General features: G+C 64.6%; 15 protein-coding genes and 1 pseudogene. 6 read left to right on the forward strand and 10 right to left on the reverse strand.

Going from position 1 to position 18,778, the window contains the following annotated elements; genetic code table 11:
- Positions 1-2: 2 nt before the first annotated feature.
- The 3 genes from HZZ16_RS12345 to HZZ16_RS37150 all read right to left on the reverse strand — a co-directional run bounded on the left by HZZ16_RS12345 (position 3) and on the right by HZZ16_RS37150 (position 2,359).
- A complete protein-coding gene (locus HZZ16_RS12345; RefSeq protein WP_197948724.1) occupies positions 3-770 on the reverse strand; it encodes an ABC transporter ATP-binding protein in 768 nt (255 codons plus the stop codon).
- Positions 771-772: 2 nt separating this feature from the next.
- Positions 773-1,909: an ABC transporter permease gene (locus HZZ16_RS12350; RefSeq protein WP_197948725.1), complete on the reverse strand. Its 1,137-nt coding sequence runs from the start codon at positions 1,907-1,909 to the stop codon at positions 773-775.
- Positions 1,910-2,212: 303 nt separating this feature from the next.
- Complete coding sequence (locus HZZ16_RS37150) at positions 2,213-2,359, reverse strand: hypothetical protein (protein WP_246510085.1); 147 nt, start codon at positions 2,357-2,359, stop codon at positions 2,213-2,215.
- A 3-nt stretch (positions 2,360-2,362) separates the two neighbouring features.
- On the opposite strand from HZZ16_RS37150, the pseudogene HZZ16_RS37155 reads away from it, so the two are divergent.
- A pseudogene (locus tag HZZ16_RS37155) lies at positions 2,363-2,653 on the forward strand (hypothetical protein).
- A gap of 12 nt (positions 2,654-2,665) precedes the next feature.
- Here HZZ16_RS37155 and HZZ16_RS12360 read toward each other — a convergent pair.
- Positions 2,666-5,359 carry a bifunctional acetate--CoA ligase family protein/GNAT family N-acetyltransferase gene (locus HZZ16_RS12360; protein WP_197948727.1) on the reverse strand — a complete coding sequence of 898 codons (2,694 nt, stop codon included), beginning with the start codon at positions 5,357-5,359 and terminating at the stop codon, positions 2,666-2,668.
- A 63-nt stretch (positions 5,360-5,422) separates the two neighbouring features.
- On the reverse strand, positions 5,423-6,256 hold the full coding sequence (locus tag HZZ16_RS12365; protein WP_197948781.1) for a universal stress protein: 834 nt from the start codon (positions 6,254-6,256) through the stop codon (positions 5,423-5,425).
- Between the two features lie 176 nt (positions 6,257-6,432).
- On the opposite strand from HZZ16_RS12365, the gene HZZ16_RS12370 reads away from it, so the two are divergent.
- From HZZ16_RS12370 to HZZ16_RS12380, 3 genes are read left to right on the forward strand one after another with little or no spacing between them, the layout of a single operon-like run.
- Positions 6,433-7,416: a zinc-dependent alcohol dehydrogenase family protein gene (locus HZZ16_RS12370; protein WP_197948728.1), complete on the forward strand. Its 984-nt coding sequence runs from the start codon at positions 6,433-6,435 to the stop codon at positions 7,414-7,416.
- A gap of 23 nt (positions 7,417-7,439) precedes the next feature.
- The gene (locus HZZ16_RS12375) at positions 7,440-8,978 is read left to right on the forward strand and encodes a bifunctional aminoglycoside phosphotransferase/ATP-binding protein (protein WP_197948782.1); all 1,539 of its coding nucleotides are present in this window, start codon (positions 7,440-7,442) and stop codon (positions 8,976-8,978) included.
- Positions 8,978-9,964 carry a CHAD domain-containing protein gene (locus tag HZZ16_RS12380; RefSeq protein WP_197948729.1) on the forward strand — a complete coding sequence of 329 codons (987 nt, stop codon included), beginning with the start codon at positions 8,978-8,980 and terminating at the stop codon, positions 9,962-9,964. The genes HZZ16_RS12375 and HZZ16_RS12380 overlap by 1 nt, the downstream gene beginning before the upstream one ends.
- A gap of 111 nt (positions 9,965-10,075) precedes the next feature.
- On the opposite strand, the gene HZZ16_RS12385 is transcribed toward HZZ16_RS12380, so the two are convergent.
- The 3 genes from HZZ16_RS12385 to HZZ16_RS12395 form a co-directional block, all read right to left on the reverse strand.
- Positions 10,076-10,534 carry a RidA family protein gene (locus HZZ16_RS12385; RefSeq protein ID WP_197948783.1) on the reverse strand — a complete coding sequence of 153 codons (459 nt, stop codon included), beginning with the start codon at positions 10,532-10,534 and terminating at the stop codon, positions 10,076-10,078.
- A gap of 21 nt (positions 10,535-10,555) precedes the next feature.
- The gene (locus HZZ16_RS12390) at positions 10,556-12,244 is read right to left on the reverse strand and encodes a benzoate-CoA ligase family protein (protein ID WP_197948730.1); all 1,689 of its coding nucleotides are present in this window, start codon (positions 12,242-12,244) and stop codon (positions 10,556-10,558) included.
- 146 nt (positions 12,245-12,390) lie between these two features.
- Positions 12,391-12,882 carry a MarR family winged helix-turn-helix transcriptional regulator gene (locus tag HZZ16_RS12395; RefSeq protein WP_197948731.1) on the reverse strand — a complete coding sequence of 164 codons (492 nt, stop codon included), beginning with the start codon at positions 12,880-12,882 and terminating at the stop codon, positions 12,391-12,393.
- A 279-nt stretch (positions 12,883-13,161) separates the two neighbouring features.
- Between HZZ16_RS12395 and HZZ16_RS12400 the strand changes: the two genes are divergently transcribed.
- A complete protein-coding gene (locus HZZ16_RS12400; RefSeq protein ID WP_197948732.1) occupies positions 13,162-14,337 on the forward strand; it encodes an ABC transporter substrate-binding protein in 1,176 nt (391 codons plus the stop codon).
- A 106-nt stretch (positions 14,338-14,443) separates the two neighbouring features.
- The gene (locus HZZ16_RS12405) at positions 14,444-14,899 is read left to right on the forward strand and encodes a cupin domain-containing protein (protein ID WP_197948733.1); all 456 of its coding nucleotides are present in this window, start codon (positions 14,444-14,446) and stop codon (positions 14,897-14,899) included.
- A 217-nt stretch (positions 14,900-15,116) separates the two neighbouring features.
- On the opposite strand, the gene HZZ16_RS12410 is transcribed toward HZZ16_RS12405, so the two are convergent.
- Both HZZ16_RS12410 and HZZ16_RS12415 read right to left on the reverse strand, forming a co-directional pair.
- Positions 15,117-16,367, reverse strand: coding sequence for a flavin-dependent oxidoreductase (locus HZZ16_RS12410; protein ID WP_197948734.1), 1,251 nt, complete (start codon positions 16,365-16,367; stop codon positions 15,117-15,119).
- Positions 16,368-16,418: 51 nt separating this feature from the next.
- Positions 16,419-18,770 (reverse strand): bifunctional salicylyl-CoA 5-hydroxylase/oxidoreductase, encoded by a 2,352-nt coding sequence (locus tag HZZ16_RS12415; protein ID WP_197948735.1) that lies wholly within the window; start codon positions 18,768-18,770, stop codon positions 16,419-16,421.
- Positions 18,771-18,778 lie beyond the last annotated feature (8 nt).

Below are 18,778 nucleotides of genomic sequence, written 5' to 3' on the forward strand. Positions count from 1 at the left end.
TCTCATCTCATCTCGTGTTGCAGCATCTGCGAGCGCTTGCCGTGGAAATAAGCGCGCACCCAGGGATGCTCGGATTGCAGCAATTCGCGCATCGGGCCGATCGCCACGATCTTGCCGTCGGCGAGCGCGGCGACGCGGTCGCAGACCGTGGTCAGGCTCGCAAGGTCATGGGTCACCATGAACACGGTGAGCTCCAGGGTCTTTTGCAGTGTCTTGATCAGCGCGTCGAACTCGCCGGCGGCGATCGGGTCGAGGCCCGAGGTCGGCTCGTCCAGGAACAGGATCGGCGGATCGAGTGCGAGCGCGCGCGCCAGTGCCACGCGCTTGGTCATGCCGCCGGACAGCTCCGCCGGATATTTGTCGGCGTCCTCGGCGCGCAAGCCGACCATTTCAAGCTTGGCGATCGCGATCTCGTCCATCAACTCCTGCGACAGGACGAGATTCTCGCGCAAGGGAAACTGGACGTTCTGGCGCACGGTCAGCGAGGAGAACAGCGCGCCCTGCTGAAACAGGATGCCCCATGCCGTCGCTGCGCCGCGGCCGTCGCCTCCGGCGGCTTGTCCCATGACCTCGATGGTCCCGCTCCGGCGTGGGATGAGACCGATGATGGTCCGCATCAGGACCGACTTGCCGCCGCCCGAGGCCCCGACCAGCCCGAGGATCTCGCCGCGGCGGACGTCGAGCGACAGGTGGTCGAGAACAGTCTGACGACCGAAGCCGACGACGAGGTCACGGACGCGGATCGCAAACTGGTCTTGGAATGCGTCCATCGTCACATTCCGATCGAGGCAAAGAAGACCGCGAACAGCCCGTCGAGCACGATCACCAGGAAGATCGATTTCACCACCGACGTCGTGGTCTGCCGCCCGAGCGACTCGGCGCTCCCCTTGACGCGCAATCCCTCGCTGCAGGCCACGATCCCGATCACCAGCGCCATGAACGGCGCCTTCAGGATGCCGACCTCGAAATGGGTGACGGAAATGGCCTCGTGCAGGCGCGCGATGTAGATCGCCGGCCCCATATCGCCATAGAACTGCGCGACGAGCCCGCCGCCGTAGAGCGCGGCGATCGATCCGATGAAGGTGAGGATGGGCAGCGCAATGACCAGGGCCGCAATGCGCGGCAGGATCAGGACGTCGACGGGATCGAGCCCCATGGTGGAGAGCGCGTCGATCTCCTCGCGCATCTTCATGGAGCCGAGCTCGGCGGTGTAGGCGCTCCCCGACCGTCCCGCCACCATGATGGCGACGATCAGCACGCCGAGCTCGCGCAGCACCAGGATGCCGACCATGTCGACCGTATACGATTCCGCGCCGAATCTGCGGAAGTGGAAAAAGCCTTGCTGCGCGATGATAGCGCCGATCAGGAAGGTGATCAGCGTGACGATGGGGATCGCCTGCCACCCGATGCGGTAGAGCTGATACACCAGCGAGGTCAGCCGCAGCGAACGCGGCCGGCGCAGTACGCCGATGATGGCCATGAACAAGGCGCCGAGCATCTGGAGGAAGATCGTGATATCTTCCCGCGCGCCCACCGCGGACTTCCCGAGTTCGCCCAGCCTCGCCAGAACGGGATTGGGCGCAGCGCTCGGGGCCGGGGTGTGGCGGTTGACCTGGCGCACCTCGTCCATAAGCCCGCTGAAATGATCGGCGAGGCCGACGAACTCGGCTGACCTGCCTGACGACGCGACCCTGCGCGACAGCTTCTCCAGGACCCAGGCGCCGAGCGTATCGAGCGCGCTGATGCCCGACATGTCCAAGGTTACGGCGCGTGAGCGATCGACGTCGCCTCCGACCGAGCGGGACAAAGTCTCGAGCGTCATCACGTTCGCGGCGGTCCAGGGCCCCTCAGGGCGCAATTTCAGCACGTCGCCGGACGGTGTCGCGTGCAGCAGCGGTTCGTGGTTCACGCTTTCCACCTCATCGGGACAATCGGTCCCCATTCAGCCGGTATTTCTAAGCCAGCATGTGGCGGCCGGATTGACCTGTCTCAAGCCTCCCGAACACGCCCGCCTCTTGACGCAAGTCAAGCGCGATCGCACGGGCAGGAGTTAGGCTCGTTTGGATTTTGATGAGGACACCAAATCCATGTTCGACAGTGACAGGATGAGCGAGGAATTGCGCGCGCTGAAGGTCGACGTCACCCGCCTGTTGAGCACCGCCGGCGACGAGATGTTCGAGAGTTCGAAAGCTCGCACTGATGCGCTCGCCGGTCAGATCAGGGCCGGCTCGCCGAGCTCGGCGAAACCGTCGAACAGGAGGGGGAGCAGCTCCAGGGCCTCGTTGCGGAGCGTCCGATCACCTCGCTCGCCTCCGCCTTCGCGCTGGGCGTGGTTGTCGGCTTCATGCTGAGGAGACACTAGGTGAATACCGAGAATGTCGTCAAACATCTGCGCGTGTTGTGGCGCACCGACACGATCATCGCCGACATCAGGCTGCGCCATTTGCTGATCGGCCTCGGCCTGCGCGCCCACCTCCATCGAAGCGCTCCAGCTCGAGGCGCGTGCGCTCCAGGCCCAGGTGTCGGGCGCGGTGCATCATCCGCTCAGCACGATCGTGCCGGTGCTGCTGCCGCTGATCGCGGTCATCATCAAGAATCTGCGGGCGACGGCCAGGACGCCAATGACGCAAATTCGGCCGTGGCGCGCTCCTAAAGCGCGATGCGATCAGAGCTTCAGCCTGACGTCGCAGATTTCAGGCTCGGCCGGGTCCGGCTTGACCTCGAAGCCGAGCTGCCGGCACATGTCGAGCATCACGGTGTTCTCCTGCAGCACGTCGCCCGATATGGTCTTCAACCCTTCCGACCGCGCATAGTCGATGATCAGCTGCATGAGGGCCCAGCCGAGCCCCCTGCCCTTGAGGTCGGACCGCAGCAGGATCGCGTATTCGCCGGTCTCGTAGATCGAGTCGGAATGGAGCCGGACCACGCCGACCATTTCGCCGCTGGCTTCCTCGAATGCGATGAACGCCATCGCGCGTGCATAGTCGAGCTGGGTCAGGCGTGCGATGAACTCGTGGGTGAACTCCTTCATCGGGGCGAAGAAGCGCAGGCGCAGATCGTGTGCCGTGACGTGACGCAGGAATTCGTGGATGGTCGGCTCGTCCTCGGGGCGCATGGGCCGCACGAAGATGCGCCATTCGTCCTTGAGCTTGAGGCGCCGCTCCCATTGCGACGGATAGGCGCGAACGGCGAAATTGGCCGGGCCGGAGCCGGCGAACTTCCGCTGCGGCGGCCCGACCGCGACGCGGGCATCCACCGCGGTCACGCCGGTTTCGTCCGCCAGCAACGGATTGATGTCGAACTCGCGGATCTCGGGAATGTCGGCCGCCATCTGCGCCAGCTTGACCAGCACCATGGCGACCGCGTCCTGCTTGACCGCCGGCACATCGCGATAGGCCTTCAGCAGCCGTGACACGCGCGTGCGGTCGATCAGATCGCGGGCCAGTTGCAGGTCGAGCGGCGGCAGCGCCAGCGCCTTGTCGTTGATGATCTCCACGGCCGTGCCGCCGCGGCCGAAAACCACCACCGTGCCGAAGGTCGGATCGTCGGCTAGACCCAGGATCAGTTCGCGCGCCTTTGCCTTGACGACCATGGCCTGGACGATGACGCCGCCGATGCGGGCCTCGGGCCGCAGCTTCCGCGCTCGCGCAAGAATGTCCGTGGCCGCCGCACGTACAGCCTCCGGCGTCGTCAGATTGAGCACGACACCGCCGACGTCGGATTTGTGGGTGATGTCCCGCGACATGATCTTCAGCACGACGGTGCCGCCTTGCGCGAAGATGTCCTTTGCATGGGTTACCGCCTGCTCGACATCGGCTGCCGCGTAGGTCGGCACCATCGCGATATCGTAGGCTTCGAGCAGGTGTTTGATCTCGACGGGTTCGAGCCACTGGCGGCCATCCGCGATCGCGGCGGTGACGATCGCTCTCGCTCCCCTGGCATCCGGAACGAACGTATCGGGCATCGCGGGAGGCACCTGGGTCAGCTCCTCCACCACTTCGCGGTGCCGGACCAGATGCATGAAGCCGCGCACGGCATCGTCCTCGGTCGGATAGTTCGGCACGCCAGCGCTGGAGAGTGCCTGGATGATGTGCTGATCAGCGCCGACCCAGGCTGCCAGCACCGGTTTTGCCCATCGGCGGTGCTGCTCGCGATACTTAGCCACGAGCTCCGTCACGGTCTTGGCGATATCGGCGGCCGATGCGATCGCCGTCTGCACGTTGAGGACGAGGATCGCGTCGTTGTCGCGATCGGTCAGCAGCTCCTCCAGCGCCGCCGCGTAGCGCGCTGCATCGGCATCGCCCACGATGTCGACGGGGTTTGCGCCCGACCAGGTCGGCGGCAGTGCCGCATCGAGCTTCCTGCGCGCATCAGTCGAGATCGTCGCCGGAATACCTCCGAGCTCGACCAATCGATCGACCGCGAGGACGCCGATGCCGCCCCCGTTGGTCAGGATGGCCAGACGCTTTCCCGTCGGCGATTCGACCCGGCCGAGTGTCTCGGCACAGTCGAACAGCTCGCGCAGATCGGACACCCGCAGCACGCCCGCGCGGCGGAACGCCGCGTCATAGACGGCGTCGGCACCGGCGAGCGCTCCGGTATGCGTGGCGGCGGCCTTCGCACCCTGCGCCATGCGGCCGGACTTCACCACCACGACGGGCTTCACCCGCGCGGCCGCGCGCGCCGCCGACATGAACTTGCGCGCGTCCTTGATCGCCTCGATGTAGAGCAGGATCGCGCGGGTCTTGTGATCCATCGCGAAATGGTCGAGCAGATCGGCAATATCGACGTCGATCTGATCGCCGATCGAGACGATGCCGGAGAAGCCCACGCCGCGCTGCGCGGCCCAATCCACCATGCCGGCGGCGATGGCGCCCGATTGCGAGATCAGCGTGAGGTTGCCGGCCCTTGGCATGTGCGCGGCGAAACTGGCATTCAGGCTGACGCCCGGCATCATGATGCCGAGGCAGTTCGGCCCGATCAGCCGCATGCCATGTTTCCGGGCAGCAGCGCTGGTCGCCTCCTGCAGCGATCCCGGTCCTTGGCCGAGACCGGCCGAGACGATCAGCGCACCCGCAGACCCGCGACGCCCGGCCTGCTCGATGATGCCTGGAATCTCGCCCGCGGGCGCGGTGACGACGACGAGCTCGGGCGCGAAGTCCAGCCTGTCCAGGCTTTTCACCGCCGCGAGGCCGCCGATCTCGGCGTGGCGCGGATTGACGAGGCCAAACCGCCCCTTGAATCCAGCCGTGCGAATGTTCTCCAGAACCGCACGTCCAACGGACGCCGGACGCGCGCTCGCGCCGACGAGCGCGACCGAGCGAGGCGACAGCAGGTTGTTCAGACGGTAAGTCGACATGAAAACAAATGCGCCGCGTCGGCAGCGGTTCCGATGATTGACGATCCGGCTGGAAGAAGACGCCTAGTGCGAGATCATAACCCAGCACGGTGGCTGGCCGATGACGGTCTTTGTCACACCGCCCCACACGATCTCGTTCAGGCGCGAATGATGATAGGCGCCCATCACGATCGCATCGATGCCATGGGAATTTGCCCAGCTTCCCAATACTTTGCCGGTCGAGCTGCCGCCCCCCTTCGTGGTTTCGAACGAGGCAAAGACGCCGTGTTCCCGCAAATGGCCGACGAGTGCCGTTCCGGATTGAACGACCGCGTCCGTCTTGTCATCCGCCACGGTCAGCACACGAACCGAGGTGGCAGCCTGAAGAACAGGCAATGCATCACCGACCGCACGCGCCGCTCGTGCGGAATGATCCCAGGCAATCATGACATTCTCGAACTCAGGCCGGAGCTCGTCAGCGCGATGTTCGGGGCAGAGCAGAAGCGGCCGTCCGGATTCGAACAACAACGCCTCCACGATGGCCTCGGTTCGACTGTCGTGCGGCTTCACGGGAACCAGCGTGAGGTCGCTGAACCGCGCGTGCTCGGCCAAGATCGCTCCGATCTGATCCGCGAGCAGCTTGCCCGACCGGCTCTGGGCGCGGACGTTGGCGCGCGAAGCCGCGTGGGTGAAGACATTCAGCAGCTGCTGCGCCTCGCTGGCCTCGAGGCTGGCCTGCGCGAATTCGCGATCGTCAGGCAGCATCACCCTCGGTCGCTCGAAAACATCTTCCACGAGCGCGAGCGCAGTGATCCTGGCCCCGAGACCGGCGGCCACGGCAACGCATTTCTCAATCGCAACCAGGGCTGGCCCGCGCGGCTGGCCGACAAGGGGAAGAAAGACATCCTTGATGGGCATCGGAATCTCCTGAGCCACCATGATAGGCCGGCTGTCGTCGAGACCCTTGATCCTCGTCAAGACCGCAGGAAACTCCGCCCGATCAACCCGGGAACAGGCGTTGACCGACGTCAAGGACTGGCCACCCGGTCATTCTATGGATAGTTCAGTCGGAGCGGTTCGCCCCGGAGGCAGACATGCGTGCGATGGTGTTGCCGGCCCCACGAGCGCGGCTCCAGATGGAGGAGCAGCCCGACCCGATGCCGGGCGAGGGTCAGATCCGGGTGAAGATCAGTGCCTGCGGTGTATGCCGGACCGATCTTCATCTCGTCGACGCCGAGCTGGGCGGCATCCGCTATCCGATCGTGCCTGGCCACGAGATCGTCGGCCGGGTCGATCTCATCGGTGCGAATGTGACGACACATGCGCCTGGTGACCGGGTCGGCATTCCCTGGCTCGGCTTCACCTGCGGGCAATGCCGCTTCTGCCGGGAGGGCATGGAAAACCTCTGTGACGCACCGCTGTTCACCGGCTACACGCGCGATGGCGGCTACGCGACCCACACCATCGCCGACGCACGTTACGCTTTTCCGCTCGGCGAGACGGGCAGCGACGTGGAGATTGCGCCTCTGTTGTGCGCGGGGCTGATCGGCTGGCGCTCGCTGGTCCTAGCCGGCCCGGCCGAGAGGCTCGGTCTCTATGGCTTCGGCGCGGCCGGCCACATCATTGCGCAAGTCGCGGCTTGGCAGGGACGCTCCGTCCATGCATTCACGCGTCCAGGCGATGCCGCTGCACAAGACCTTGCACGCCGTCTCGGTGCTGTCTGGGCGGGGTCATCGGACCAGGTGCCCGACGAGCCACTCGACGCCGCGATCATCTACGCACCAGCCGGCGAGCTTGTCCCGGCGGCGTTGCGCGCCGTGCGCAAAGGTGGTCGCGTCGTCTGCGCCGGCATCCACATGAGCGACATTCCCAGCTTTCCCTATGATTTGCTGTGGCAGGAACGGCAGCTGGTCTCGGTTGCCAATCTGACCCGGCAGGATGGCCTCGAATTTCTCAAGGTGGCGCCGCAAGCCGGCGTGCGCACCGAGACGACGGCGTTTCCGCTCGATCAGGCCAACGAGGTCCTGGCCATGCTGCGCAATGGCCAGATCCTCGGCGCGGCCGTGCTGACGCCCTGATGGTGCTTGCCATGTCCGCTTCGATGAAGGATGACACGGCCGCCCAGGAGCGCATCTTTGCGATGCTGACCGACCATCCCGGTGTGAGGCGCATCGACACGCATGCTGCCTCGGTATTCCTGGAGGCAAAGCGCGCGCTGAAGATCAAGCGCGCCGTCCGGTTTCCCTTCCTCGACTATTCGACGCTCGAACAGCGCAAGGCAGCCTGCGAGGAGGAGATCCGGATCAACCGGCCCATGGCGCCGCAGATCTATCATGGCGTCGTCGCAATCACGGAAGAGCCCGATGGATCGGTGAAAGTCGAGGGCACCGGCCGGCCAATCGAATATGCGGTCGACATGTCGCGCTTCGACGAAAGCAGGACGCTGGATCATCTGGCCGAGGCGGGCCCGCTGGACTCGAAGCTTGCCTCGGCCGCCGCTGACGCCATCGCGGCTTCGCACGCGGCGGCGGCACGCACCGACGGAAAAGCATGGGTCTCCTCGATCCCGGCCCTGATCGATGGCAACACCAATGGTCTGCGGGCCAGCGGCCATTTCAGCGCAGACGAGATCGAGCAACTCGGCAACGCTTCGCACGCGGCCTATCTGCGTATTCGTCCCCTGCTCGCAGAGCGCGGCCGCCGAGGCTTCGTGCGCCGCTGCCATGGCGATCTGCATCTGGCAAACATCGTCATGATCGGTGATCGGCCCGTGCTGTTCGACGCGATCGAGTTTGACGCGCAGATGGCGACGGTCGACGTGCTCTACGATCTCGCATTCACGCTGATGGACCTGTTGCAGCACCATCAGCCGAGCGCCGCAAACGTGGTGCTGAACCGCTATCTCGCCGCGACGCCGGCCGACAATCTCGACGCGCTCTCAGCCTTGCCGCTGTTCATGTCCATCCGGGCGGCGATCCGCGCCCAGGTGACCTTGGCACGACTCAAGCGGCCGCGTTCCGACGGTCCCGGCATTCTCGACCTGGCACGACGTTTCTTCGACCTGGCCGGGACGCTGATCCGTCCTCCTGCTCCGCGTCTGATTGCAGTCGGCGGACTGTCCGGCACCGGAAAGACCGCCTTGGCGCACGCGCTCGCGCCGGTCGTGGCACCGGAGCCGGGCGCCGTCGTGCTGCGCAGCGATCTCGTCCGCAAGCAGATGTTCGCCGTCGAGGACGCCCACCGCCTGCCGCCTTCAGCCTATACGCCGGAGGTCACGGCCCGCGTCTACGACACGCTGGTGCAGCAGGCCCGGCGGGTGCTGGCGCAGGGCCATTCGGCGATCGTCGACGGCGTATTCGCGCGCGAAGACGAACGCGATGCGATCGCGGCGCTGGCGCGCGAGCGCAACGTGACGTTGAATGGGCTCTTCCTGGTCGCAGACCTTGCAACCCGGCAGGCACGCATCGGCAGCCGCCGGGGAGACGCATCGGACGCCACGCCGGAGGTTGCCGCGCGGCAAGAGCACTATAATATCGGCCATGTCGGCTGGGCGACCATCGATGCATCTGGGACACGAGAGCAGACGCTTCAGAACTGCCGGAACGTCATCGCTGAGGGGCAAACAAGGCAATCAGACTGATGCGGGCAAGGAAGTCGCGACTCACCACGCGCTCGACAGCGCCCACGGACGCCAAGCCGGCGCCTCGGCGCAATGCCCTGCCCGCCCGCCTCAGCCCCGGCATGGCCTGCGACACGGCCTTCCGCATCATCGCCCGCCGACACCTCGACGCGGTGATCGCTCAGCACGACGACACTTGCCGCGGCGATCCGGATGCGCTGCACCAGATCCGGATCGCACTGACGCATCTGCGGACTGCCATCCGCTTCTTCTCGCCGATGGTCGACGATATCGTGCGAGCGGACGTCTGGGCCGAACTGAAATGGCTGAACGGTCAGCTCGGCATGGTGCGGGACCTCGACGTGGCCATCGAGCGGATCGTCGCAGAGAGTAGCGACGAGCTCGCCGTTGTCGCCGAGCTTCAGCGCTGGGACGAGAAGCGCGCGGAGAGCCATCGGCTGCTGGCGCGTGCGCTGCAATCGGCGCGGTATCGCCGCCTGGTCGAGCAAACCTCAACGTGGATCGAAAGCGGCCCCTGGTCGACCCGCCGCAGCAAGGAAGCCATCCGGTTGCGCCGCTGCACCCTCGCCGACCATGCGACGGAGCGGCTGACCGAGTGGGAGACAACGCTGCTCAGGAAGGCCCGGAAGCTGAAGAAGCTCGATGCCGAGAAACGTCACAAGCTGCGGCTCCTCAACAAGCGGATGACCTACTCGGTCGAGTCGCTTGCGGATCTGTTCGCCGATGGAGTGGCGACGAAACAGAAATCCATCCTCAAGCAATTGCGCAAGGCACAACGGTCGCTCGGTCAATTGAACGACGATGCCCGCGGACAAGTGCTGGCGGCATCGTTGAATGGCGCCGGGATCGATGCCAGCAATCGGTTCCTCGATCGCAAGCGCGAAAAGAAGCTGTTGCGGAAGGCGTCGACGGCCTATCGCAAACTGGACAAGGCCAAGCCGTTCCGCTCCTCGGATCTCGCGCCGAGATCGGAGCCGGAGGGTTAAGCCAGCCATCGTCGCGACGGAGAACGTCGAAGGCGTGAAGACGGTGCACGACCTTCTTCGTTGGGTCGACACCGGCGCCTACTGATCAAGGCGAGCTGATCGCGGCAGAGTTCAGCTCGGAATGACGGCGGTGGCTTCGATCTCGACGCGCGCCGCCTTCTCGACGAGGCGGACGACCTGAACCAGGGCCATCGCTGGATAGTGCGTTCCGAAGACGTCGCGGTAGATCTTGCCGAGCTCCTTCAGATTGGCCAGATACTCGTCCATGTCGACAACGTACCAGGTCAGGCGCACCAGGTGCTCGGGCCGGGCACCGGCCTCGGCCAGGATCGCGGCGATGTTGTCCAGGGTCTGGCGCACCTGCGCGACGAAGCCGTCCGCGAGACGCTCCTCGGCGTCCCAGCCGATCACCCCGCCGGTGACGATGATGCGTCCTTCGGCAGCCATGCCGTTGGCATAACCCTTCGGCAACGGCCAGCCTGACGGCTGCAGGATCTGCGCCTTGGTGCGCTTTCCATCCTCGGCTGCGGTCGGCAGCACAGCGAGTTGCGGGCTCTTCGGCGTCGTCACAGACAATTCTCTATCCTTCTTTCATTCCGCGGCGACGCCTGAGGACGTCACTGCCTGCGCCAGCTGCCGCAGGGCAAAGCGCTTCAACTTGCCGGTCTCGGTCTTCGGCAATTGCGCCACGAACTCGATGGCGCGCGGATATTTGTACGGCGCGATCTCGCGTTTGACGTGCTCCTGCAACTCGGCCACCAGCTGAGCGTCAGGCGTCACACCGGGCGCGGCAATGACATAAGCCTTCACGATCATGCCGCGCGCCTCGTCCGGCGCACCGACCACACCGCACTCGGCGACCGCCGGATGCGTGAGCAGCGCCGCTTCGACGTCAGTTCCTGCGATGTTGTAGCCCGCCGACACGATCATGTCGTCGGAGCGCGACTGGTACCAGAAATAGCCGTCGCTATCCATCAAATAGGTGTCGCCCGTGATGTTCCAGCCGTTCTGGACGTATTTCCGCTGCCGCTCGTCGGCCAGATAACGGCAGCCGGTCGGCCCGCGCACGGCAAGAAAGCCCATCGTTCCGGGCGGCACATCCCGACCCTGATCATCGACGATCTTGGCTTCATAGCCCGGCACGGGCTTGCCGGTGGCACCGGGGCGGATCTCGTCCTCCGTCGCGCTGATGAAGATGTGCAGCATCTCGGTCGAACCGATGCCGTCCATCAGCTTGATCCCGGTCGCCTTGAACCAGGCATCGAATGTCGGCTTGGGAAGAGTCTCGCCCGCGGAGACGCATTTGCGGAGCGAAGAAATGTCGCGGCCTGCTAGCTTGCCGAGCATGGCGCGGTATGCGGTCGGCGCCGTGAAGCAGACCGTGGTCCTGTACTGCTCGATGGCATTCAGAATGTCGTCCGGCGTCGTCTTCTCCAGCACGACGAAGGAGGCGCCGATATGCATCGGAAACAGCACGCCGCCGAAGCCGAAGGTGAAGGCGAGCGGCGCGGAGCCGATAAAGCGATCGTTTTGCTCGGCCCGCAGAATATTGCGCGCGTAGCCATCACAGACCGCGAGCATGTCGCGGTGGAAATGCATGGTGCCCTTGGGATCGCCGGTCGTGCCCGAGGTGAAGGCGATCAGGCAGATGTCGTCGGCGGCGGTATCGACCGCCTTGAACTCCGGATTGGCATCGGCGATCAGCGATTCGAGCGAATCCGCCGCGCCATTGCCCCAATAGACGACCCGTTCAAGACCGGGCGCGGTAGCTTTCGCCTTCTCCATCTCCTCGGCGAGTTTTCCGTCGCACAGCGCCAGCGTGATCTCTGCCTTCTGGATCGGATAGGACAGCTCCTTGGCGCGCAGCAGCGGCATCGTCGCCACGCAAATTCCGCCGGCCTTGATCACCGCGAGATAGGCCGCAACCATCATCGGATTGTTGGCCGAGCGCAGCAGCACACGCCCGCCGGTGACGAGACCGAGCTTGCCAACCAGCACATTGGCGATGCGGTTCACCAGCGTCTGCAGCTCGCGATAGGTGTAGCTGACGGCTGGGCTGATGACGCAAGGGGCATCGCCATGGCCCTGCTCGACCCAGCGATCGAGGAAATAGCTGACGCAGTTCAGTCGCGGCGGATAGTGCAGCTCCGGCCGCGTGAAGATGAATTCGGGCCAGAGCTCGCGCGGCGGCAGATGTTGCCGCGCGAACGTATCGACATGGGCCGTCGCGACGCTGCCGTCAGACGAGCCCGTCACTTGAATCTTGGCAGCGTTGGCCATCGCACGCTCCTTTCAGCATGGATTGCACCCGGCAGCACGATCTGGAAAACATTTTAGGCTTAAAACAATTCGGCGCAATAGGGGATTTTGGGCAGCCCGTGCTTTTTCATGCGGCAAAAGGGCGGCGGGCTGTCGCGCCCGCGCGGCTACGGCCGGCGGCGGGCGGCCGATTTCTGCGCGGACGCCTTGGTCTTGGCGAGGAGGCGCATCAATTCGCGCACGTCCTTCGGCGAGAGGTCGGCGAAGAGATCGGCGATCCAGGTCTCGTGCTCGGCGGCCATCCTGCGGAACTCGGCACGCCCGAGCTTGGTCAGCCGGATCACCTGGACGCGACGGTCGGTATCCGAGGTTCGCCGGTCGAGATGGCCAGATTCCACCAGGCGCTCCACGAGCCCGGTCACATTGCCGTTCGACACCATCATGCGCTTGGAGACATCGGACAGGGTCATGCCGTCAGGCGCCTTGTCGAGCTGTGCCATCAGGTCGAAACGCGGCAACGTGACGTCGAACCGCTGCCGTAGCCGGCCGCGCACCTCGCCCTCGATCAGCGTCGTGCAGGTCAACAGCCGCAGCCACAGCCGGAGCTCCTCGGCGTGGTCCTCCGGTGTTTCGACGGCCTTGGTCTCGGAATCGAGCATGTCGATGCAGTTCACTCACGGCCGGCATTGGCGCGGGCACGGATTCCCCAACGTTTTGAGCTTCAAATAAATCCGCGCCGGCCGCAAGTCCAAAGCTGCAACAATCGACCGCACATCAATTTCTTTAGGCTTCAAATAATTGGCGCGCAGCTTGCATGCATCGCTGCCCGCACGATGCGACGCCCCGCGCTCGGCTTGCCGCGGCCGTCGTCATCGGCATAAGCTTTGGATTGGAGTACGTGGCTTGCAGCGCAAGCCAATCGTCACGAGGGACAGATCATGAAGACGAAAATGACCTTAGCCGCAGCCGCAATGCTACTCGGCACCGCAGTGAGCCCTGCCCTCGCTCAAGACAAAATCAAGCTGGGTGTGATCGTGACCCTGTCGGGGCCCGCGGCAGCGCTGGGCCAGCAGGTTCGCGACGGCTTCGCGCTCGCCGTGAAGGATCTCGGCAGCAAGATGGGTGGCCGCGACATCGAGGTCGTCGTGGTCGACGATGAGCTGAAACCGGATGCGGCGGTGACCAAGGTCAAGGGCCTTTTGGAGCGTGAGAAGGTCGACTTCGTGGTCGGGCCGATCTTCTCCAACATCCTCCAGGCCATCCACCGGCCGATTACCGAGTCGAAGACCTTCCTGATCAGCCCCAACGCCGGTCCCTCGACCTTCGCCGGCAAGGATTGCAACCCGTTCTTCTATGTGACCTCGTATCAGAACGATCAGGTTCACGAGATCCTCGGCAAGGTCGCGCAGGATCGCGGCTACAAGCGGATGTACCTGATGGTGCCGAACTATCAGGCCGGCAAGGATTCGGTGGCTGGCTTCAAGCTCGACTACAAGGGCGAGATCGTCGAGGAATCCTACATGCCGCTGAACACGTTGGATTTCCAGCCGGAGCTGTCCAAGATCTCCTCACAGAAGCCCGATGCACTGTTCACGTTCATGCCAGGGGGCCTCGGCGTCAATCTCGTCAAGCAATACCGCCAGGCGGGGCTCGCCGACACTATTCCCGTGCTCTCGGCCTTTACGGTCGACGAATCGACCCTGCCGGCGCAGCAGGATGCGGCGGTCGGCATGTTCGGCGGCGCGAACTGGGCACCCAATCTCGACAATCCCCAGAACAAGAAGTTCGTTGCCGCCTATGAGGCCGCCTACAACAGCGTTCCCGGCACTTACGCCGCCCAGGCCTACGATGCCGCAATGCTGATCGACAGCGCCGTCAAGGCCGTGAAGGGCGACCTCTCCAACAAGGACGCCGTTGGCGCCGCCTTGAAGAAGGCCGACTTCACCTCGGTCCGCGGGGCCTTCAAGTTCAACAACAACAATTATCCGATCCAGGATTTCTACCTGACCAAGGTCGCCAAGCGTCCGGACGGCAAATTCCAGACCGAGATCGTGCAGAAGGTGTTCGAGAATTACGGCGACCGCTATGCCAAGGATTGCAAGGCGGCGAACTAAGCATGATCGGGACCCGAAGGGCTGCGTCAGCGCAAAGTGCGCAGCAATTTACCGAAAATGATCATGCCCTAACAATCGCCGCGCAGCGCGCTAGGGGAGGACTGCAATGAAGAGCGAAATCACCGGCATCACGCGGGCCAATGAAGGAATCCAGGGCATTTCCTGGAACATCCTCGGCCAGACCTACGTGCCGAAAAGCTACGCGGAGAACAGCTTCTCCTGGCACGCGACGCTGCCGCCGGGCACCTTCGTGCCACCGCACATTCATCCCGACCAGGATGAATATCTCTACATGCTGGAGGGCAAGCTCGATTTCGTGCTCGGCAATTCGGAAGCGCAGGCAAGTGCAGGCGACCTGATCCGCCTCGGTATGGGCGTGCCGCACGGCATCTTCAACAAGTCGGAGCAGACCGCCAAGGTGCTGTTCTGGGTCTCGCCGAGCCGCAAGCTGTTCGACCTGTTCTGGGGCCTTCACAACATGAAGGAGCAGAAGCCGGAGGACGTCGTGGCGATGGCCGCCGAGTTCAACATCCACTTCCTGCCGCCGCCGCCCGGCGGCTAGCGCCGAATGGCTTTGGGTTGAATCGATTGTCGCCGCTCGTTCACCTCTCCCGCCTGCGGGAGAGGTCGGCGCGAAGCGCCGGCTGAGGGTTTGCTCCTCTCGGAGATTGTCCCATTGCGGAAACACCCTCTCCCCGACCCTCTCCCGCAAGCGGGAGAGGGGGTGCACTTTTTTCGTCGCAGCGATTAAGCCTCATCGCAGCATGCTGTAGCGCGCTTCAGGCGCGCACCGCCGCCAATCCCGGCACCGCGGCGAAGCCCGCCTTGGTGGCATAGCCGCGCACGATGGCTTCGCGCTGGGAATAGCTCAGGACGTTGTCGACATTGTCGAAACCGTCGGGCGCAAGCTGCTCGACGGCATCGATGACGCCCTCTGGCCCGCCGCGCCGATTGGAGCGGACGATCTCGGCCGTCATAGGCAGACGCTTCTTCTCGTACTCGAGCAAGGCCTGACGCGGGTGTTCGGCGCGCACCAGCGCATCCGCAAGGCAGCGTGCGTCGAGAATGGCCTGCGAGGCGCCGTTCGACCCCACCGGATACATCGGATGCGCGGCATCGCCGAGCAGCGTGACTCTGCCCGATGACCAATAGGGCAAGGGATCGCGATCGCAGGTCGGATATTCGTAGAATTCAGGCGTGGCCGAAATCAGGCTCTTCACGTCGATATAGGGCACCGAGAAGCGCGCCACATGCGGCATCAGCTCCTCACGGCGGCCCGGCCGCGACCAGTCTTCTTTCCGCGGCGGCGGCGCGTTGCCCTCGCCCACTTTCACCAGCACCGCCCAGTTGGTCAGGCGGCTCGCCGGGCTCGATCCTTCCGCGATGGGGTAGATGACCACCTTGGCATTGAGACCACCGGCCACGATCATCGACTTTCCGGTGAGGAACAGCGGCCAGTCGCGCGCACCGCGCCACAACATCAAGCCGTTCCAGCACGGCGGGCCTTCGTTCGGGAACAGCGTCTCGCGGACGCGCGAGTGAATGCCGTCGGCGCCGACCAGGATATCGCCGCGCGCGGTGTGAACATGGGCGCCGGCGCGATCGAAGAAGTAAGCGGTGACGCCGCCCTCGTCCTGCGAGAAGGCGCCGAGCCGGCAGCCGGTGCGGATCGCCTCTGCCCCCAACCGCTCCTCGACGGCGCGATGGATGACGCCCTGAAGGCGGCCGCGATGGATCGAAAATTGCGGCACGTCGTGACCGGCGTCGATGCCGCGAGCTTCGCGCCAGACCTCCTGACCATGGCGGTTGAGATAATAGAGCTGATCAGTGCGGATCGCGACGTCGTCGAGCTTTTGCAGCAGGCCGAGCCCAGCCAACTCCCGCATCGCATGCGGCAGCGTGTTGATGCCGACGCCGAGCTCGCGAATGGTGTCGGCCTGCTCGAAGATCTCGCAATCCAGGCCGCGCGAGCGGAACATCAAAGCCGTTGTGAGACCACCGATACCGCCACCGACGATAATCGCCTTCATCGCCCTCACTCCACTCGAAACACAGGCAATGGGTTAACGTCGCACGGGCGGTTACTCCGCCGCAAGCGGCTTTGTCGCCTCGGCCTTGAGCTCGGCCCGGGTCTTGGGCTTAGCCTTAATTCTCAGCTCCTCGAGATCCTGCCGGTCGCGGACGCTGTTGCGGAAAATCTGATCTTTTCCGGGCAGATATTGCGGGGGGCAGAAGGCGTCGTTTGCCCCGTACCAAGCCGCCGCCTTCATGGTGAAGAAGGGATCGACGAGATGGGGACGGCCGAGGGCGACCAGATCGGCCCGACCGGCGGCCAGAATGGTATTGGCCTGGTCCGCGGCGGTGATGTTACCGACGCACATCGTGGCGACGCGCGCCTCGTTGCGGACCTGGTCGGAGAAGGGCGTCTGGAACATGCGTCCGTAGACCGGCTGCGCATCGCGCACGGTCTGGCCGGTCGAGACATCGACGAGATCGACGCCCGCCTCGGCAAAGGCGCGTGCGATGGCGACGGCATCATCGCCGGTGATGCCTCCGTCAGCCCAATCGGTCGCCGAGATGCGCACCGACATCGGCTTGTGCGACGGCCAGACCGCGCGCAGCGCCTCGAATATCTCGAGCGGGAACCGCAGACGGTTGGCGAGCGAGCCGCCATACTCGTCGGTGCGGGTGTTGGTCAGCGGGGAGATGAAGCTGGCGAGCAGATAGCCGTGGGCGCAGTGCAATTCGAGCATGTCGAAGCCGCAGCGCTCGCCGCGCTCGGCCGCCGCGACGAAAGCGTCCCTCACCGCATTCATGCCGACGCGGTCGAGCTCTCGCGGCACCTGGCTGTCGGGGAAGTAGGGCAGCGGTGATGCCGAAAAGACCTCCCAGCCGCCCTGCTCCAGCGGGCGGTCCATGCCGTCCCACATCAATTTGGTCGCGCCCTTGCGGCCGGCGTGACCCAGTTGCAGGCAGATCTTTGCGGCCGAGTTGCCGTGGACGAACTCCACGATGCGACGCCAGGCGGCCTCCTGCTCGTCGTTCCACAGGCCGGCGCAGCCGGGCGTGATCCGGGCCTCTCGGCTGACGCACGTCATCTCGGTGAAGATCAGGCCTGCGCCGCCGATCGCGCGCGAGCCGTAATGCACCAGGTGGAAGTCTGTCGGCACACCTTCCTTCGCCGAATACATGCACATCGGCGACATCACGGCGCGATTGGCGAGCTTCATCTCGCGCAGGCGGAACGGCTGGAACAGCGGCACCATGGGCCGATCGATATCGACATCGAAGCCGCTGCTGCGCACCTGCCTCGCAAACGACTTGTCGACCTCCGCCACGAAATCCGGTGCGCGGAGCTTCAGATTATCATAGGTGATCGCCTTCGAGCGCGTCATCACCCCGAAGGCGAACTGGACGGGATCGAAATCCCAGAAGCGGTCGACATGCTCGAACCAGACCAGCGAAACGTCGGCGGCATGCTGCGTCTTCTCGACCTCCTCGCGACGGCCGTGCTCATAGATCTCGAGCGCGGCCTTGATGCTGGGCGCCTTCTCCACGGCTTCGGCCAGCGCGATGGCGTCTTCCATCGCGAGCTTGGTGCCCGAGCCAATGGAGAAATGTGCGCTCGCCTTGGCGTCGCCGAGCAGCACCATGTTGTCCTTGACCCAGCGCTTGCTGCGGATCATCGGGAAGTTGCGCCACATCGAGCGGTTCGTCAGCAGCTTGTGCCCATTGAGGAACCAGCCGAAGATGTCGGCCATCCGCGCGGCGGACTGCGCCTCGTCGAGACCCGTCAGCCCCGCGCGCTTGAACGTTTCAGGATCGGTCTCGAATATCCAGGTCGAGTGCCCGGCCTCGTACTGATAGGCATGGGCGATGAATGGCCCCCACTCCGTTTCCTGGAAGATGAAGGTGAAGGCGTCGAGCGGCCTGGTCGAGCCCATCCAGGCGAACTTGTTGGCGCGCAGGTCGACCTCCGGCTGGAAATGATCGACGTATTTCTCGCGGAAACGGCTGTTGATGCCGTCGGCGAGCAGGACGAGATCGGCATCGGCGAAGCGGGATTCGTCGTCGATATCGGCCTCGAAGCGCAAGGCGACACCCAGCTCGCATGCACGCTCCTGGAGGATCAGAAGCAGCTTCTGCCGCGAACAGCCGCAGAAACCGTTGCCGCCGACGCGGTGCACAGTGCCGCGGAAGTGCACGGCGATGTCGTCCCAGTAGGCGAACTCCTGGGTGATGCGGCGATAGCTCGGAAGATCGTGCTTCTCGAAATTGTCAAGAGTCGCATCCGAGAACACCACGCCGAAGCCGAAGGTGTCGTCGGCCCGATTGCGCTCATAGACCGTGATGTCCGCGCCCGGACGCTGCTTCTTGAGCAGGATCGCAGCATAGAGACCCGCAGGTCCGCCACCGATGATCGCGACTTTCATGGGAGCCT

The organism is Bradyrhizobium glycinis (assembly GCF_016031655.1).
GTDB lineage: Bacteria > Pseudomonadota > Alphaproteobacteria > Rhizobiales > Xanthobacteraceae > Bradyrhizobium > Bradyrhizobium glycinis.

What these genes read in the sequence shown, in the direction of transcription:
- HZZ16_RS12405 (WP_197948733.1), top strand. Translation starts at nt 14,444, where the DNA reads ATGAAGAGCGAAATCACCGGCATCACGCGGGCCAATGAAGGAATCCAG.
- HZZ16_RS12410 (WP_197948734.1), bottom strand. Translation starts at nt 16,367, where the DNA reads ATGAAGGCGATTATCGTCGGTGGCGGTATCGGTGGTCTCACAACGGCT.
- HZZ16_RS12345 (WP_197948724.1), bottom strand. Translation starts at nt 770, where the DNA reads ATGGACGCATTCCAAGACCAGTTTGCGATCCGCGTCCGTGACCTCGTC.
- HZZ16_RS12415 (WP_197948735.1), bottom strand. Translation starts at nt 18,770, where the DNA reads ATGAAAGTCGCGATCATCGGTGGCGGACCTGCGGGTCTCTATGCTGCG.
- HZZ16_RS12380 (WP_197948729.1), top strand. Translation starts at nt 8,978, where the DNA reads ATGCGGGCAAGGAAGTCGCGACTCACCACGCGCTCGACAGCGCCCACG.
- HZZ16_RS12400 (WP_197948732.1), top strand. Translation starts at nt 13,162, where the DNA reads ATGAAGACGAAAATGACCTTAGCCGCAGCCGCAATGCTACTCGGCACC.
- HZZ16_RS12390 (WP_197948730.1), bottom strand. Translation starts at nt 12,244, where the DNA reads ATGGCCAACGCTGCCAAGATTCAAGTGACGGGCTCGTCTGACGGCAGC.
- HZZ16_RS12365 (WP_197948781.1), bottom strand. Translation starts at nt 6,256, where the DNA reads ATGCCCATCAAGGATGTCTTTCTTCCCCTTGTCGGCCAGCCGCGCGGG.
- HZZ16_RS12360 (WP_197948727.1), bottom strand. Translation starts at nt 5,359, where the DNA reads ATGTCGACTTACCGTCTGAACAACCTGCTGTCGCCTCGCTCGGTCGCG.
- HZZ16_RS12370 (WP_197948728.1), top strand. Translation starts at nt 6,433, where the DNA reads ATGCGTGCGATGGTGTTGCCGGCCCCACGAGCGCGGCTCCAGATGGAG.
- HZZ16_RS12395 (WP_197948731.1), bottom strand. Translation starts at nt 12,882, where the DNA reads ATGCTCGATTCCGAGACCAAGGCCGTCGAAACACCGGAGGACCACGCC.
- HZZ16_RS12375 (WP_197948782.1), top strand. Translation starts at nt 7,440, where the DNA reads ATGAAGGATGACACGGCCGCCCAGGAGCGCATCTTTGCGATGCTGACC.